Here is a 15,670-nt window from a genome sequence, read left to right as displayed (position 1 = left end):
TCCTCGAAAACCGTGGGCCGATGGGGGCGCTGGTTGATTCCGAGGAGTCGGCGCATGGGATCTCCTGAGGTGAGGGACTCGGACCGGGACATCATGGCCTGCGGCCGCTGGCACACCGCAACCGAATTTCCGCGGTCAGTAGCATGAACCCGTCCCCCGGAATGATCACGCGAGGAGCGGATCGTGCGAGACATCTCCGTGTTCAGCGGCAGCGCCCACCCCGACCTGGCCGCGGAGGTCTGCGCGCATCTCGGTGTGCCGCTCAGTCCCACCCGGGTCAGCCGATTCGCCAACGACTGTCTGGAGGTGCAGCTCCAGGCGAACTGCCGCGAGCGGGACGTCTTCCTGATCCAGCCGCTGGTCCGCCCGGTCCAGGAGCACCTCGTGGAACTGCTGCTGATGTGCGACGCGGCCCGCGGCGCCTCCGCGGCGCGGATCTCCGTGGTCATGCCGCACTACTCCTACGCCCGCTCCGACAAGAAGGACGCACCACGGATCTCCCTGGGCGGACGGCTCGTCGCGGACCTGATGGTCGCGGCGGGCGCGAGCCGGGTCCTCGCCATGACGCTGCACTCGCCGCAGGTGCACGGGTTCTTCTCGGTACCGGTCGACCATCTGCACGCCCGGCGCGAACTGGCCGCACATTTCCGGCAGTACGACCTGTCCCGCACCACCGTCGTCTCGCCGGACCTCGGCAACGCCAAGGAGGCGGCCGCGTTCGCGCGGATGATCGGCGCCCAGGTGGCCGCCGGTGCCAAGCAGCGGTTCGCCGACGACCAGGTCAGCATCAGCACCGTGATCGGCGAGGTCACGGGCCGGGATGTCATCGTGCTGGACGACGAGATCGCCAAGGGCAGCACCGTCCTCGAACTCCTCGACCGGCTGCGGGAGTTGGGGCCGCGGTCGATCAGGGTGGCCTGCACGCACGGCCTGTTCGCGGCCGGGGCGCTCAAGCGGATCGGCGAGCAGCCCGACGTACTGGAGATCGTGTGCACCAACACCGTGCCGGTCCCGGAGGAGGAGCGCACCGAGAAGCTGCGGATCCTGTCCATCGCCCCCGCCCTCGCCGAGGCCGTGCGCCGCATTCACAACGGGGAGTCCGTCAGCGCCCTGTTCGACGCGCCGCGAAGCGAATAGACATGAGGTAGCGAGCAACGCTCGGCATCACAGGGATGCTCAGGAGGGGTTGCAGTGGCGAAGGCGAAGTTCGAGCGGACCAAGCCGCACGTGAACATCGGCACGATCGGTCACATCGACCACGGCAAGACGACACTCACGGCGGCCATCACCAAGGTGTTGCACGACAGGTTTCCCGACCTGAACCCGTTCACGCCGTTCGACCAGATCGACAAGGCGCCCGAGGAGCGGCAGCGCGGCATCACGATCTCGATCGCCCACGTCGAGTACCAGACCGAGCGCCGGCACTACGCGCACGTCGACTGCCCCGGGCACGCCGACTACATCAAGAACATGATCACCGGCGCGGCGCAGATGGACGGCGCGATCCTGGTCGTGGCGGCCACGGACGGACCCATGCCGCAGACCAAGGAGCATGTGCTGCTGGCCCGGCAGGTGGGCGTGCCGTACATCGTCGTCGCTCTCAACAAGACCGACATGGTGGACGACGAGGAGATCCTGGAGCTCGTCGAGCTGGAGGTGCGCGAGCTGCTCACCGAGTACGAGTTCCCCGGCGACGACGTCCCGGTCGTCAAGGTCTCCGCCCTGAAGGCCCTGGAGGGCGACGAGCAGTGGGCCCAGTCGGTGCTGGACCTGCTCGACGCCGTCGACACGGCGGTCCCGGAGCCGCAGCGCGATGTGGACAAGCCGTTCCTCATGCCGATCGAGGACGTCTTCACCATCACCGGCCGCGGCACCGTCGTCACCGGCCGGATCGAGCGCGGGGTGCTGCACGTCAACAACGAGGTCGAGATCATCGGCATCCACGAGCAGAAGACGAAGACCACCGTCACGGGCATCGAGATGTTCCGCAAGCTGCTCGACGAGGGCCGGGCCGGGGAGAACGTCGGACTTCTGCTGCGCGGCGTCAAACGCGAGGACGTGGAGCGCGGGCAGGTCGTCATCAAGCCCGGCACGGTCACCCCGCACACGGAGTTCGAGGGTCAGGCGTACATCCTGTCGAAGGACGAGGGCGGCCGGCACACGCCGTTCTTCGAGAACTACCGCCCGCAGTTCTACTTCCGCACCACGGACGTCACCGGTGTGGTGACCCTGCCCAAGGGCACCGAGATGGTCATGCCGGGCGACAACACCAGCATCCACGTCGTGCTGATCCAGCCGATCGCCATGGAGGAGGGCCTGAAGTTCGCGATCCGCGAGGGCGGCCGGACGGTCGGTGCGGGTCAGGTCACCAAGATCCTCAAGTAGGCAGTGTCATAAGGACTCGGACGTGGCCTCGGGCTGTCCCAGGGCCGCGTCCAGGGTCGGATGGGCGGGCAGCAGCCGGGTCAGTCCGGTGACCCGCATGATGCGCAGGGTGAGCGGGTGCGTGCAGACGAGCCGCAGCTCGCCGTCCTGGTCGAGGACCCGGGCGCGGGCCCGGTAGAGCAGGCGTAACCCGGAGCAGTCGAAGAAGTCGACCGGCCGCAGATCGATCACCAGGCGGACATCGGGGCGTGCCGTCACCCGGTCCAGAACGGGGGTGATCTCCAGGGCCGCGGCGATGTCGATCTCGCCGAGGAACTCCAGCACCGTATGGCCCCGGTCGAGGCGGACACGCAGATGCCGGGTCGGCGGTGCGGGCTCCACGTGCACGACGACATCGCCTCCAACCTGCTCCGCCCTGCAAGTTACCCTCGATGGAGTGAATTTGAGCATGTTCGATTGACATATGTCTTCGAATTGCGATGAAGGGCTGCTGCGGTAGGTGTGGCCGGCCTACGACAGTGCGTGCCAGGCCTTGGAGAGCGCCTGGCGCAGTTGCTCGGTCTGGTGTGCCGTGAGATCCCGGACCATCCGCTCCTCCAGCTCACGCACGGGTGCCGCGAACTGCTCCAGCAGTTCCCGCCCGGCGCCCGTCAAAAGGATCAGCCGCTCGCGCCGATTGTGCGGATTGCGCTCCCTGCGCACCAGTCCGCGGCCCTCCAGGGACCGTACGAGATCGGCGATGGACTGGGCGGTGACGAAGGAGTCGCGGGCGAGCTGTGCGGCCGACAGCCCGTCGTGCCGCTCCAGGACGGTGAGTGCGGTGTACTGCAGCGCGGTGATCCCGGACGGCTTGACCAGCTCGTCCAGGTGCGAGCGCACGACCAGCTCCACCTGCTTCACCATGTAGAGCAGGGACGGGGTGGTCTTGGTCGCCTGGGTGTCGAGCATGAGTTCAGCCTAGAGCATTGACAGGAAACCTGTCCGTAATGAGACTGCCAACCAACAGGAATCCTGTTGGTTGAAAACTTGGCAATGAGGCTGAGGAGTGGTGATGACCGCCTTCGAGATCGAACCCGGACGGCTGTTTGTCGGGGGACAGTGGCGCGAGGCCGCCGACGGAGCGCGCACCGAGGTGGTCGACCCGTCCCGGGGCGCGGTCGTCACCACCGTCGCGGAGGCGGGCGCCGCCGACGTGGACGCGGCCGTGCGTGCCGCCCGGGAGGCCTTCGACGGCGGCGCCTGGTCCGGGCTGAGCGGACGCGAGCGCGGCCGGATCCTGCACCGCGTCGCCGAGCTGATCCGCGAGAACGCCGACGAACTCGCCCACCTGGAGAGCCTCGACGTCGGCAAGCCCATCTCGCTGTGCCACGCCGTCGACATCACCAACGCGGCCAACGACTACGAGCACTTCGCCGCCCTCGCGTACTCCCTGGACGGCGCCGTCCGCGACACTCCCATGAACGCCCTCGCCTACACCAAGCGCGAGCCGATCGGCGTGGTCGCCGCGATCACCCCCTTCAACTTCCCGCTGATCCTGGCCGGTTCGAAGATCGGCCCCGCGCTCGCGGCCGGCAACACGGTGGTGCACAAGCCGGCCGACGAGACCCCGCTGAGCGCCCTGTACATGGCCAAGCTGCTCCAGCAGGCGGGCGTACCGGACGGCGTCGTCAACGTCGTCACCGGCACCGGACCGGTCGCCGGCGAGGCGCTGCTGCGCCACCGCGGTGTCGACAAGGTCGCCTTCACCGGCTCCACCGCGATCGGCCGCCATGTGGCGGCCACCGCCGGCGAGGCCCTCAAGCCCGTCACCATGGAACTCGGCGGCAACGCCGCCCACATCGTCTTCGAGGACGCCGACCTGGAGAAGGCCGTCGGCGCGATCATCAAGGCCTTCGTCTTCAACACCGGCCAGTTCTGCATGGGCGGCCCGCGCCTGCTCGTCTCCCGCCCGGTGTACGCCACCGTGCTCGGCATCCTCGCCGAGGCCGTGCCCGGCGTACCGGTCGGCGACCCGCGCAGCCCCGAGACCGTCGTCGGGCCGATGGCGGGAGAGAAGCACCTGAAGAAGGTCGAGGAATACGTCGACATCGCCCGCAAGGAGGGCGGACGCATCGTCTGCGGCGGTGAACGGCTCGACCTCGACGGCGGCTACTACTACAAGCCCACCGTCATCGCCGACCTCTCCAACGACTCCCGCGTCGTCCAGGAGGAGATCTTCGGCCCGGTCCTGACCGTGCAGCCCTTCGACACCGAGGACGAGGCCGTCGAGCTCGCCAACTCCACGCCGTACGGCCTGGCTTCGGGCATCCAGACCAGCAATCTCGCCCGTGCTCACCGCATCGCCGACCGTCTCCAGGCCGGCATCGTATGGATCAACGACTGGGCCATGCTCGACCCCGCGGTGCCCTTCGGCGGCGTCAAGGACTCCGGCTTCGGCCGCGAGTACGGGCCCGAGGCCCTCGCCGCCTACACCAAGGTCAAGTCCGTCGTCGTCTCGCTCGACTGAGCCCGGCCGAACACGCCCGAACACGCCTGAACATCAAGGGAGTTCGTACGATGTCCATCACCACCCGTGCCGCTGTCGTCGAGTCCGGCGGTGCGCCCTTCACGCTCGCCGATGTCGAGCTCGACGAGCCCGGGCCCCACGAGGCGGTCGTCCGCATGGTGGCCACCGGCCTGTGCCACACCGACCTCGGGGTCGCGAGCGGCGGCCTGCCCTTCCCGCTGCCGGGTGTGCTCGGCCACGAGGGCGCCGGTGTCGTCGAGGCCGTCGGCCAGGCCGTCACCGGCATCGCGCCCGGCGACCAAGTGGTGCTGTCCTTCACCTCCTGCGGGGAGTGTCGCAACTGCCACGGCGGCCACCCCGCGTACTGCGCGACCTGGCTGCCGCTGAACCTGATCGGCGGCCGCCGCGCCGACGGCACCAGCACCATCAGCCGGGACGGCACCCCACTCGGCGGCCACTTCTTCGGCCAGTCCTCCTTCGCCGAGCGGGCGCTGGTGGACGAGCGCAGCCTCGTCAAGGTCGACGCGGACGTACCGCTGGAGTCGATCGCACCGCTGGGCTGCGGTGTGCAGACCGGAGTGGGCGCCGTCTGGAACGTGCTGAAGCCCGTGACGGGCAGCACAATCGTCGTCCTCGGCGCCGGCGCCGTCGGCCTGTCCGCCGTGATGGCCGCCGCCCTCACCCCCGCCACCCGGATCGTCGCCGTCGACAAGGTCGGCGAACGCCTCCTGCTCGCCCAGGAGTTGGGCGCCACCCACACCGTCAACGTCGGCGAGGCCGACCTCGGCGAGGCGCTCGCGGAGATCACCGGCGGCCAGGGCGCCGACGGCGTTGTCGAGACGACGGGCAGTGTCGCCGTGCTGCGCCAGGGCGTCGACGCGCTCGCCGCGCGCGGGACCCTGGTCGTCGTCGGAGCGCCGCCCTTCGGCAGCGAAGTCGCCCTCGACGTCAACGGGCTGCTGGGCGGCAAGCAGGTCGTCGGCCTCACCCTGGGCGACGCCGAGACACAGTCGTTCATTCCGTCCCTGGTGCAGCTGGTGAAGGAGGGACGGCTTCCGCTGCACCGCCTGATCAGCACCTATCCGTTCGCGGACATCGACCAGGCGGTGCGGGACATGGGCGCGGGCAAGGCGATCAAGCCCGTGCTGACGTTCTGACTCAGTCGACCGTAAGGACCAGCTTCCCCGTGGTCCGGCCGGTGTCGCCGAGCCTGTGTGCCTCGGCGGCATCGGACAGCGGGAAGGTGCCGGCGATCGCGGGGCGCAGCTTCCCCGTCTCCACCAGCTCCGCGATCGCCCTCAGGCCGCTGTACGACGCGTCCACCAGCATGCGCAGCGCCCGCACACCGAGCCGCTCCGCCTCCTCGTCGAAGTCCTTCGAACCGATCGGCAGGATCGAGACGACGATCCCGCCGGGGCGCAGCACGCGCAGCGAGTTCGTCGAGGTGTCCCCGCCGATCGTGTCCAGGACGACGTCCACGTCCTTCACGGCCTCGGTGACGTCCGTCTCCCGGTAGTCGATCGCCTCGTCCACGCCGATCTCGCGCAGGAAGTCGTGCTTGCCGGCGCTCGCCGTGCCGATCACATACGCGCCGCGCGCCTTGGCGATCTGCACGGCCACATGCCCGACCCCGCCGGCCGCCGCGTGGATCAGCACCCGCTGCCCCGGCTGGACGTCGGCGTACTCCACCAGGGCCTGCCAGGCGGTCAGGGAGACCAGCGGCAGCGCGCCCGCCTGGGTGTGGTCGATGGAGGCCGGCTTGTGCGCGAACCAGCGCGCCGGGCCGGTGACGTACTCGGCGTGCGAGCCGTGGCCGAACGGGTAGGACAGCATGCCGAAGACCTCGTCGCCGGGCTTGAACCGGGCGACGCCGATCCCGACCGCCTCGACCGTGCCGGAGACGTCCCAGCCCAGGACGAAGGGCGGCTCGCCCAGGAAACCGCCATTCGCGCGGTGCTTCCAGTCGGTCGGGTTGACGCCGGCGGCGCGCACGCGGACCAGCACCTCGTTGGTGCGCGGCTCGGGGCGCGGCAACTGCACTTCCTTCAGGACCTCGGGACCGCCGAGGACGTCCTGGCTGATGGCTCGCATCGTGTTCACATCGCTCATGGTCACCCAGCCTGCCGGGGTCCGCCCGACAAGAAAATGGCACGATTGCCAACCTTCGATAAGATCGTGCCATGACTGGTGAACGGCGGGTGGAACGGGTCGTGGTGCTGGCCCTGGACGGCGTGTACCCCTTCGAGCTGGGTATCCCCAGCCGGATCTTCGGCGCCGCCGACGGCCGGTACGAGGTGCTGACCTGCAGCGTGGACGGCCAACCGGTGCGCTCCTGCGCCGACTTCACCATCGGTGTGGAGCACGGTCCCGAGATCCTGGCCACGGCCGACACGGTGGTGGTCGCCTCCATGACCCCCTCGTGCATCCCCACCGAGCTGCCCGCGGAGGTCGCCGCTGCCCTCGCCCGTATCCGGCCTCAGGCGCGGATCGTCTCCATCTGCACGGCCGCCTTCGTCCTCGCGGCGGCGGGCCTGCTGGACGGCCGGAGGGCCACCACGCACTGGCAGGTCACGGACGCGTTCCGGCGGCGCTACCCGCATGTGGACCTCGACCCGGACGTCCTCTTCGTCGCCGACGGCCGCATCCTCACCTCGGCGGGGGCCGCCTCCGGTGTCGACGTCTGCCTGCACATCGTGCGCACCGACCACGGCAGCGAGCTGGCCAACGCCGTGGCCCGCCGCTGCGTCGTGCCGCCGTTCCGGGACGGCGGTCAGGCCCAGTACATCGAGCAGCCGGTCCCGGAGAGCGGGGCCGCGAGCACGGCAGCGACCCGTGCCTGGGCCCTCGAACGTCTCGACGAACCGCTCACCCTGTCCGACCTCGCGGCGCACGCCCGGATGAGTCTGCGCACCTTCGCCCGCCGCTTCAACGAGGAGGTCGGCCTCAGTCCCGGCCGCTGGATCGTCCAGCAGCGTGTGAGCCGCGCCCGGCACCTGCTGGAGTCCAGCGACCTGTCCGTCGACCAGATCGCGGGCCGCGTCGGCTTCGCGACGGGGGCCTCACTGCGCCAGCACCTGCACGCCGCGATCGGCGTCTCTCCGCAGGCCTACCGGCGCACGTTCCAGACCGCCGCCCGCTAGACGCGAACGTTCCGAACCGCCGCCGCGTCGCAGGGCCGTAGGTCGGCGAGCGGAACAACGGCGGTGCTGCTCGCGTCGGCGGCGGTGGCGTGCCGCAGTGAGAGGGCCCAGGACCTCGTGGTCGACGGCCGGCACGCGGTTCCCAAGGTGCCCTGCAGTGGGCACGTACCCGTGAGGCATGTCGACGTCCGCACGCCCGACGGTGTCGACGCCTGGCCGCTGGTGATGGCCGGCCTGCGTCGCACGTGAGCCGCCGTCACCGGCTCGCGTGCAGGGCGACCAGCAACTGCCAGACCTCGTCGGCGATTTGAGCCGCGTCACCCTCCAGCAGGCCGTGCAGCCAGTCGGCCAGGACGCCCGCGAAGGTGGCGGCCACGGCCGACGCGACCAGCGGTGCGTCCGCGGCGCCCGCCCGTTCGCGCTCGCGGAGGCTGTAGGCGCGCAGGTCCCGGTGCAGCACCCGGCCGAGGGGGCCGCCGCCGCCCGGGGCCAGAAGTTCGCGATACAGGCCGGCGTGCGGGGAGAGCGAGGCGAAGAACTCGGCGAGTGCGGGCGGCGCGTGCACCGGGTCCGGGCGGCCCTGCCACGAGTGCAGTGCCTCCACGGCCTCCCGGACGACGTCCGCGCAGGCGTCGACGGCCAGCGCCTCCAGGTCGGCGTAGTGGACGTAGAAGGTGGCCCGACCGACCCCGGCCCGCCGTACCAGCGCCGCCACCCCCACCTCCGCGAGGGGCCGCTCGGCGCACTCCGCGAGCAGCGCCTCCCGCAGCCGCGCCCGGGTGCGCGCGGCCCGTGGGTCATGGGGCGCGCGGCCGGTCACTGCGCGATCAGGACGGCGGCCAGGGCGAGCGCGCCGGGCAGTGCCTGCGCGAACAGGATGCGGCGGTTGGCGGTGAGGGCGCCGTAGACGCCTGCGACCACGACGCAGCACAGGAAGAACACCTGGGCGCGGAAGCCGGTCGGGTCCGCCGCGATCAGGCCCCAGACCAGACCGGCCGCGAGAAAGCCGTTGTAGAGCCCCTGGTTGGCGGCCATCGGCGCGGTCGCCCGCGCCATCTCCCGGTCGAACCCGTGCAGAGCGCGCCCGGGCTTCTTCTGCCACAGGAACATCTCCATCACCAGGATGTAGGCATGCAGGGCGGCCACCAGACCGACCAGTACGTTCGCGAGCGTCTCCATTGCAGGGCTCCGTCATTCTCGTGTCGATTTCCTGGACAGGTGTCCACTATAGCGGGACAGGTGTCCAGGAAGTGTCACTGTCGGTGCCCGCCGATAGCCTGCGCGGATGACTGATCGACAGGTGATCGTTAGACGGGCTCGCGCCGAGGACATACCGGGCCTCGTCGCCTCCAGCGCCGGGTTGTTCGCCGAGGACGGCGGCACACGGGACAGCAGCGTGAACGTCGACTGGCCGCGCGAGCACGGCGCGCAGTCGTTCGCCGCGGCGCTCGAGGACCCGGCGCGACTCGTCCTCGCGGTGGAGCACGACGGACAGGTCGTCGGGCACCTGCTGGCATCCGTCACCGGGCCCACGGAGAAGCGGACGGTCATCTCCGCGACCCTGGTCAGCATCTACGTCCGCCCCGAGCACCGGCGCGCCCGAGCCGGAGACCGGCTGGTGGAGGAGTTCCTGGACTGGGCCCGGCGGCAGGGCGCCGAGCACGCCGAGGTGACCGCCTACGCGGCGAACGCGGACGCGATCCGGTTCTACCAGCGGAGCGGCTTCGCCGCCATGACGGTCACCCTGCGCCAGCCCCTGTAGCGCCACGGCGGAGCTCCAGCGCGCGCAGGGCCAGCTGCATCTCGAACTGGGCCGCCGGGTCGTGCAGTTGGGAGCCGAACAGCTCGTCCAGCTGGCGCATGCGGTAGCGCACGGTCTGGGGGTGCACGGCCAGCCTGACGGCGACCTCGCTGGCGTTGTGGCCGCACAGCAGCCAGCTGAGCAGGGTCTCCGCCAGGCGCTCGCGCTGCGGTGGCCGCACCTGCTGGAGCGGACGCAGCCGGTGCTCGGTCATGGCGTCGATCAGGGTGTCATCGCGCAGGAGCAGCAGCGTGGCCAAGTGGTCCTGGCAGCGCACCATTTCACCGTCCGGGAGCACGCCCCGCCGCACCAGGTCCAGCGCCTCGGACGCCCAGCGCAGAGACCGCGCACCCTCCTGCAGGGCCACGGTCGGGCCCATCGCGGCCAGCCGTCCGTGCAGCGCTCCGGCCACGGCCCGCGCCCGGCCGGGCCCCTCCGGGTCCGGTACGACCAGCACGGCCGGCTGGACGTCGAAGCGGGCGAGGAACTCCGGCGCCACGATCGGCTGCCCGCCCGCCTGCGGGCGGTGGTCGATCGCCACCACCGCGAGCGCGCGCGGCACCGGCCAGCGTGCGCTGTGCGCGAGTTCCGCGATGGCCTCCGCGGAGGCGGGCGGATCCGCGGTCAGCAGGTCGAGCAGCCTGGTACGCCGCTGCTGCAGCTCACCGGCCGCGTGCAGCCGCGCCTCCGTATAGCCGGCGGTGGTCGCCGCCGCCATCTCGTCCAGGTGCAGGAACAGCGCCTCGCCGAAGGCCGCCAGCACATTGCGCGGCAGCAGATCCGCGTCGACCAGCGCGTTCACCCGCCGCCATGTCACTCGCGCACCCAGCCGCAGCGCCGACTGGAACGAGTCGAGGCTGCGCCCCTCCTCGGCCTCCCCGCGGCCGATGCGCTGATACGTCGCCTTCACCGGCTCCCAGTCGGTGTCCGGCTTCGCCATCCGCTCCAGGAAGCCCTGCAGCGCATGGTCCACGCCGCGGTGCACACCCTGCATGTACGTGTCGTCCGCGGGGCGCGCGTACTCGGGGATCTCGGTCCTGATCGCCCGTACGACCTCCTCGGTGATGTCGGCGAAGAACGGTCTGAGGTGGTGGTGCAGGCCCGTCGGTAACGCATTGAACGGGCCGCGCGGCTCCTCCACCGGCACAGCGGCTCTCTTCGGCACGGCCGCGACGATACCCGTCAGTATTCCGTCAGGGCTTATCAGCGGCGGACAGTCGTGGACAGGTGAATTGTCATCACCTGACAAGTTCGCGGGTCCGCAAAGGGATTTGTCGATGTGTGGGCCGCTGGCTGAGAGTGATGGAACCCTCACTTCCGCCCGGTGTTCGAGGTTGATCCTTTCGGGTTCAAACCCGATAAGCTCCTGTGCGGCGCTGCGAGTTGACTCGATCGCGATCGGTCATCCCGTGGTGCTTGATGCATCAGTGCGCTCCCCCTTGCACACCCCCCTGTTCGTTCGTGTTGCTTGTAAGGATGCAGATGGAACTCGCCACCCCGCCGCCGGCGGCGCGGGCCCCTGTCGCCTGGTACAGCTGGTGGTTGATGCCGCTGGCCTTAGGAGGCGGGACGGTTGCCGCCACGTTCATGAGCTCCGAGCGAATTGCCGCCGGTGTCGCGGGTGTCGCGGCCACCGCCGCGAGCGCTGTGTGCGTCCGGCTGCTGATCCGCACTCGCACGCAGCTGAGCGCAAGCGAGGGCACCTTCCGCGCCGCCCAGGCCGAGCACTCGCAGCAGTGGCAGCAGCATGTCGCGGGCCTGGAGCGGAAGTACGGCGCCGAGCTCGGCTCGCTGGAGGCCCAGCTGAACGACCAGTCCGGCGCCTACGAGGCGCGGCTGGCGGAGCAGAGCTCGACCTACGAGGCCCAACTCGCCGAACAGGCACGGGCCTTCGAGGGGCGCCTCGCCGACCAGGCCACGTCCTACGAGGCCCAGCTCGCCGACCAGGCCGAGGTCTGGAAGGAGCAGCTCGCCCACCAGTACGACGCGGTGGCCCGGCTCGCCAACGAGCAGCTGCCCGACGCGCTGAAGCGGCTGCGCGCCGGTGAGGCCATCGACGATCTGCTGCCCGAGCCCGGCCAGTGCGCCAAGGTCAGCGCCGACCTGCAGGCCGAACTGCGCAAGGTGCTGCGCACCGCCCTGATCGGCGTCGAGGAGGAGTTCAACCGCTCCACCACCGCCGAGCAGGCCGTGATCAGCATCGGCAACCGCATCCACGTGCTGACCAGCAAGCTCCGCGGCCGGCTGCACGAGATGCAGGGTGAGCACGGACGGCTGCCGGCCGTCGCCCGCGGTCTGATGGAGCTCGACCAGGAACTCGGCCCCGCCGACTCGCTCGCCGCGAGCATCGGTGTGCTCGGCGGCTCGGACCGCCCGGGCCGGCAGTGGCAGGAGCCGCAGCGCCTGCTCAGCGTCGTGCGCGGCGGAATCGGCCGGATCAAGGACTTCCACCGCGTCGAGGTCCGTCATCTGCCCGAACTCGGCGTCGACGGCGGCCTGGTGGACCACCTCACGCTGATCTTCGCCCAGCTGCTGGACAACGCGGCCCGCTACTCGCCGCCCAGCGAGCCCGTGCTCGTCTCCGGCAAGGAGGTGCCCAACGGCGTCGGCATCGAGATCCAGGACTCCGGCAAGGGCCTGAACGAGGAGAAGAAGCGCGAGGCCGAGGAGGCTCTCACCGGCACCGCGGCCGGACCCGGCATCGGCGGAATCTCCGAGGACGCCAACATCGGTCTGCGCGTGGTGGGCGCCCTCGCTCGCCGCTACGGCATCCGCGTCACCTTCGCGGACTCGCCCTGGCTCGGCACTTCGGTGGTGGTCGTGGTCCCGCACAAGTACTTCAGCCCGCTTCCCACGGCTGCCGCGACGACTGCCACGACCACGGCGACGGCCTCGGTGGCCCAGCCCGCGGCGGCCACGCCGGTGTCGGCGGCCGCGGGCGCCCAGCCGGTGGCCGAGCCTTCCGAGGCGGTGGAGACCACTCCCGGCGGACTGCCCCGGCGCCGCAGCAAACGGCACGAGGGGGAGGGCGCGGCGCGGCCCCAGCCGGCCGAGCGCACCGAGGAGACCAGGGTCTCCGCCGTCCCGCCGGACGCCTCGTTCACCGGCCTGGCTGCCTTTGCCACCGCCGGCCGCGAGGCAGACGAGGAGTCCACCACGGAGGACACGCCGCCTTTTGGCAGCTGGTCCACCGAGCACCGCACTGAAGAGAGCGACAAGTCCACATGACGCAACAGGGAACCGACGTGAGCTGGGCGCTGCGCGATCTGGTGGAGTCCATCCCGGAGATCCGCTTCGCCCTCGTGGCCTCCAGCGACGGCAAGGCCATCACCTCCTTTGGCGCCGAAGACCCCGACGACGTGGACCGGTTCGCGGCCGTGGTGGCCGGCCTGCAGGCGCTGGCCCAGCCGGTCGCCGAGCAGTTCCCCAGGTACGCGGGGCAGCTGCGGCTGGCCATGATCGAGGTCGACGGCGGCCACCTCTTCGTCGTACGGGCCGGTGTGGAGACGTATCTCGGGGTCCTGGCCCGGGAAGGCCTCGACCAGGGGCTGCTCGGACACCAGATGAGGGACCTGGCCCGGAGGATGGGCGAGCTCCTCGGCACCACTCCGCGCCTGGAGGAGCACTCTGGATGAGTGCTCCCCGCAGGCCCACGGACCCGTCCGGTCTCGAGCGCTACTACGTCCTCACCGGGGGGCGCAGCGGACCGGGCGGTTCGGCGTCGAGTCTCGACGTGGCGACCCTCATCGTCTCCCTGGCCGCCCCCGCACCGGGTATGCAGCACGAACACGAGGACATCCTCCGGCGCTGCCGCGAACCGCTGTCGGTGGCCGAACTCGGCGCCCATCTGGGACTGCCCTTCAACATTCTTGCGGTGCTGCTGGCGGATCTGCTCGAGGCAGGCCGCGTCGAAGCCCGTGACCCCATCCCGGCGCACGGCGCCGGCCGCGGGCCCGACCTCGCGCTCCTTGAGGAGGTACTCAGTGGACTTGAACGGCTTTGATCACCCCGGCCGCCCGGCAGCCGGCGGCACCCGCTCGGTGAAGGTGATGATCGCCGGCGGCTTCGGCACCGGGAAGACCACCATGGTCCGCTCGGTCAGCGACATCAAGCCGCTGACCACCGAGGAGACGCTCACCCAGGCAAGCGCCGACGTCGACCATCTCATCGGCGTCGCCGACAAGACGGAGACCACCGTCAGCCTGGACTTCGGCAAGATCAGCCTCAACGACAGCCTGATGCTGTACCTGTTCGGCACGCCCGGCCAGGAGCGCTTCTGGTTCCTGTGGAACGGACTGTTCAAGGGCGCGCTCGGCGCGGTGGTCCTGGTCGACACCCGGCGCCTGGCCTCCAGCTTCCGGGCCATCGAGGAGATGGAGCGGCAGAACGTCCCGTTCGTCGTCGCCCTGAACGTCTTCCCCGACTCCAAGGACTATCCGGTCGAGGAGATCCGCGACGCCCTCGACATCCCCGAAAGCATCCCGGTCGTGGCCTGCGACGCCCGCGACCGTGCCTCCAGCCGTGACGTGCTCGTCGCGCTGATACGCCACCTGAAGGACCGCTCCGCCGTCGCACTGGAGTCCCGATGAACGCCCAGCCCTTAAACGATCCCGACGCCCCGCGCGGCTGCCCGGTCGCCCACGGGGGCGACCTCACCCGGCTGTTCGGGCCGGAGGCGTCGACCGACCCGTACGCCATCTACGAGCGTCTGCGCAAGGAGCACGGCTCGGTGGCGCCGGTGCTGCTCGAGGGCGACGTGCCCGCCTGGCTGGTCCTCGGCTACCGCGACAACCGGCGGGTGCTGGACAATCCGCGCCAGTTCAGCCGGGACGCGCGGATCTGGCGCGACTGGCGGGAGGGGCACATCCCGGAGACGCATCCGCTGATCCCGATGGTCGGCTGGCGGCCCGACTGTGTCTCCCAGGACGGCGAACCGCACCGCCGGTTGCGCGGCGCGGTCACCGACGGGCTGCTCGCGGCGTCCAGCCGCGGGGTGCGGCGGCACGCCACGTACTTCGCGAACAAGCAGATCGACGCGTTCGTCGACACCGGGCGCGCCGACCTGGTGGCCGACTACGCCGAGAACCTGCCGATGCTCGTGCTCACCCGGATCCTGGGCCTTCCCACGGCGGACGCGCAACGCCTGATCGAGTCGTGCGCCGAGATCTTCAAGGGCGGCGAGGGCGCCCTCGAGCACAACGGCCGGATCATGCAGATCCTCTCGGAACTCGCCGAGCGCAAGCGGGCCGAGCCGGGCTCCGACTTCGCCACGGCCCTGCTGCAGCACCCGGCCGGCCTCGACCACGACGAGGTCGTCAGCCATCTGCGGCTGGTGCTGATCGCCGCGCACACCACCACCAGCAACCTGCTGGCCCGGGTCCTGCAACTGGTCCTCAGCGACGCCGCCCGGCTGTCCGGTCTGGTCAGCGGGCAGCTGAACATCTCCTCGGTGGTGGAGGAGGTCATGTGGGACACCCCGCCGCTGGCCGTGCTGCCGGGCCGGTTCGCGGCCGCCGACCTGGAGCTCGGAGGCCATCACATCCAGGAGGGCGAACTGCTCGTCCTGGGCCTGGCCGCCGGCAACCTCGACCCGGAGGTACGGCCCGACTCGGCCGTCGCCGTGCAGGGCAACCAGTCGCACCTGGCGTTCAGCTCCGGACCGCACGAGTGCCCGGGGCAGAACATCGGGCAGTCCATCATCGAGATCGGCGTGGACGTCCTGCTGCACCGGCTGCCGGGCCTGCGCCTGGCCGTACCGTCGGAGGAACTCTCCTCCACCGCCTCCACCTGGGAGTCCCGGCTCGACAGCCTGCCGGTCGAGTTCTCCGTCTGACACCG

At 70.6% G+C, this 15,670-nt stretch carries 17 protein-coding genes; 11 read left to right on the top strand and 6 right to left on the bottom strand.

Annotated elements, in window-relative coordinates:
- Window positions 1–183 precede the first annotated feature (183 nt).
- Window positions 184–1,137, top strand: coding sequence for a ribose-phosphate diphosphokinase (locus tag ACFY1U_RS32495; RefSeq protein ID WP_390697708.1), 954 nt, complete (start codon window positions 184–186; stop codon window positions 1,135–1,137).
- Window positions 1,138–1,191: 54 nt separating this feature from the next.
- Window positions 1,192–2,385, top strand: coding sequence for an elongation factor Tu (gene tuf / locus ACFY1U_RS32490; RefSeq protein ID WP_390697707.1), 1,194 nt, complete (start codon window positions 1,192–1,194; stop codon window positions 2,383–2,385).
- A gap of 6 nt (window positions 2,386–2,391) precedes the next feature.
- Here the strand turns inward: tuf and ACFY1U_RS32485 are convergent, their stop codons facing one another.
- Together ACFY1U_RS32485 and ACFY1U_RS32480 are read right to left on the bottom strand one after the other, a co-directional pair.
- Window positions 2,392–2,772: an anti-sigma factor antagonist gene (locus ACFY1U_RS32485; protein WP_390697706.1), complete on the bottom strand. Its 381-nt coding sequence runs from the start codon at window positions 2,770–2,772 to the stop codon at window positions 2,392–2,394.
- A 123-nt stretch (window positions 2,773–2,895) separates the two neighbouring features.
- Window positions 2,896–3,333, bottom strand: a complete 438-nt coding sequence (locus ACFY1U_RS32480; RefSeq protein ID WP_390697705.1) for a MarR family winged helix-turn-helix transcriptional regulator — start codon at window positions 3,331–3,333, stop codon at window positions 2,896–2,898.
- Between the two features lie 103 nt (window positions 3,334–3,436).
- On the opposite strand from ACFY1U_RS32480, the gene ACFY1U_RS32475 reads away from it, so the two are divergent.
- Both ACFY1U_RS32475 and ACFY1U_RS32470 read left to right on the top strand, forming a co-directional pair.
- The gene (locus ACFY1U_RS32475; RefSeq protein ID WP_390697704.1) at window positions 3,437–4,891 is read left to right on the top strand and encodes an aldehyde dehydrogenase family protein; all 1,455 of its coding nucleotides are present in this window, start codon (window positions 3,437–3,439) and stop codon (window positions 4,889–4,891) included.
- 50 nt (window positions 4,892–4,941) lie between these two features.
- Window positions 4,942–6,048, top strand: coding sequence for an NAD(P)-dependent alcohol dehydrogenase (locus tag ACFY1U_RS32470; RefSeq protein ID WP_390697703.1), 1,107 nt, complete (start codon window positions 4,942–4,944; stop codon window positions 6,046–6,048).
- A 1-nt stretch (window position 6,049) separates the two neighbouring features.
- On the opposite strand, the gene ACFY1U_RS32465 is transcribed toward ACFY1U_RS32470, so the two are convergent.
- Window positions 6,050–7,000, bottom strand: a complete 951-nt coding sequence (locus ACFY1U_RS32465; protein ID WP_390697702.1) for an NADP-dependent oxidoreductase — start codon at window positions 6,998–7,000, stop codon at window positions 6,050–6,052.
- Window positions 7,001–7,071: 71 nt separating this feature from the next.
- Between ACFY1U_RS32465 and ACFY1U_RS32460 the strand changes: the two genes are divergently transcribed.
- Window positions 7,072–8,031 carry a GlxA family transcriptional regulator gene (locus ACFY1U_RS32460; RefSeq protein WP_390697701.1) on the top strand — a complete coding sequence of 320 codons (960 nt, stop codon included), beginning with the start codon at window positions 7,072–7,074 and terminating at the stop codon, window positions 8,029–8,031.
- Window positions 8,032–8,287: 256 nt separating this feature from the next.
- On the opposite strand, the gene ACFY1U_RS32455 is transcribed toward ACFY1U_RS32460, so the two are convergent.
- Together ACFY1U_RS32455 and ACFY1U_RS32450 are read right to left on the bottom strand one after the other, a co-directional pair.
- The gene (locus tag ACFY1U_RS32455; protein ID WP_390697700.1) at window positions 8,288–8,851 is read right to left on the bottom strand and encodes a TetR/AcrR family transcriptional regulator; all 564 of its coding nucleotides are present in this window, start codon (window positions 8,849–8,851) and stop codon (window positions 8,288–8,290) included.
- On the bottom strand, window positions 8,848–9,210 hold the full coding sequence (locus ACFY1U_RS32450) for a DUF1304 domain-containing protein (RefSeq protein WP_390697699.1): 363 nt from the start codon (window positions 9,208–9,210) through the stop codon (window positions 8,848–8,850). Before ACFY1U_RS32450 ends, ACFY1U_RS32455 begins: the two co-directional genes overlap by 4 nt.
- 106 nt (window positions 9,211–9,316) lie before the next feature.
- Here ACFY1U_RS32450 and ACFY1U_RS32445 point away from each other — a divergent pair, with 106 nt between their 5' ends.
- The gene (locus ACFY1U_RS32445) at window positions 9,317–9,793 is read left to right on the top strand and encodes a GNAT family N-acetyltransferase (RefSeq protein WP_390697698.1); all 477 of its coding nucleotides are present in this window, start codon (window positions 9,317–9,319) and stop codon (window positions 9,791–9,793) included.
- On the opposite strand, the gene ACFY1U_RS32440 is transcribed toward ACFY1U_RS32445, so the two are convergent.
- The gene (locus tag ACFY1U_RS32440) at window positions 9,771–10,997 is read right to left on the bottom strand and encodes a PucR family transcriptional regulator (RefSeq protein ID WP_390697697.1); all 1,227 of its coding nucleotides are present in this window, start codon (window positions 10,995–10,997) and stop codon (window positions 9,771–9,773) included. The two genes, ACFY1U_RS32445 and ACFY1U_RS32440, sit on opposite strands and share 23 nt — an antisense overlap.
- 317 nt (window positions 10,998–11,314) lie before the next feature.
- On the opposite strand from ACFY1U_RS32440, the gene ACFY1U_RS32435 reads away from it, so the two are divergent.
- From ACFY1U_RS32435 to ACFY1U_RS32415, 5 genes are read left to right on the top strand one after another with little or no spacing between them, the layout of a single operon-like run.
- Complete coding sequence (locus tag ACFY1U_RS32435; RefSeq protein ID WP_390697696.1) at window positions 11,315–13,060, top strand: ATP-binding protein; 1,746 nt, start codon at window positions 11,315–11,317, stop codon at window positions 13,058–13,060.
- On the top strand, window positions 13,057–13,467 hold the full coding sequence (locus ACFY1U_RS32430) for a roadblock/LC7 domain-containing protein (RefSeq protein WP_099933429.1): 411 nt from the start codon (window positions 13,057–13,059) through the stop codon (window positions 13,465–13,467). Before ACFY1U_RS32435 ends, ACFY1U_RS32430 begins: the two co-directional genes overlap by 4 nt.
- Window positions 13,464–13,835 carry a DUF742 domain-containing protein gene (locus ACFY1U_RS32425; protein ID WP_390697695.1) on the top strand — a complete coding sequence of 124 codons (372 nt, stop codon included), beginning with the start codon at window positions 13,464–13,466 and terminating at the stop codon, window positions 13,833–13,835. The genes ACFY1U_RS32430 and ACFY1U_RS32425 overlap by 4 nt, the downstream gene beginning before the upstream one ends.
- Window positions 13,816–14,421 (top strand): ATP/GTP-binding protein, encoded by a 606-nt coding sequence (locus tag ACFY1U_RS32420; RefSeq protein WP_389084880.1) that lies wholly within the window; start codon window positions 13,816–13,818, stop codon window positions 14,419–14,421. The genes ACFY1U_RS32425 and ACFY1U_RS32420 overlap by 20 nt, the downstream gene beginning before the upstream one ends.
- On the top strand, window positions 14,418–15,665 hold the full coding sequence (locus tag ACFY1U_RS32415) for a cytochrome P450 (RefSeq protein ID WP_390697694.1): 1,248 nt from the start codon (window positions 14,418–14,420) through the stop codon (window positions 15,663–15,665). Before ACFY1U_RS32420 ends, ACFY1U_RS32415 begins: the two co-directional genes overlap by 4 nt.
- Window positions 15,666–15,670: the final 5 nt, after the last annotated feature.

It is taken from the genome of Streptomyces sp. NPDC001351 (assembly GCF_042896045.1).
GTDB lineage: Bacteria > Actinomycetota > Actinomycetes > Streptomycetales > Streptomycetaceae > Streptomyces.
This window is presented reverse-complemented; position numbering and strand designations above follow the sequence as displayed.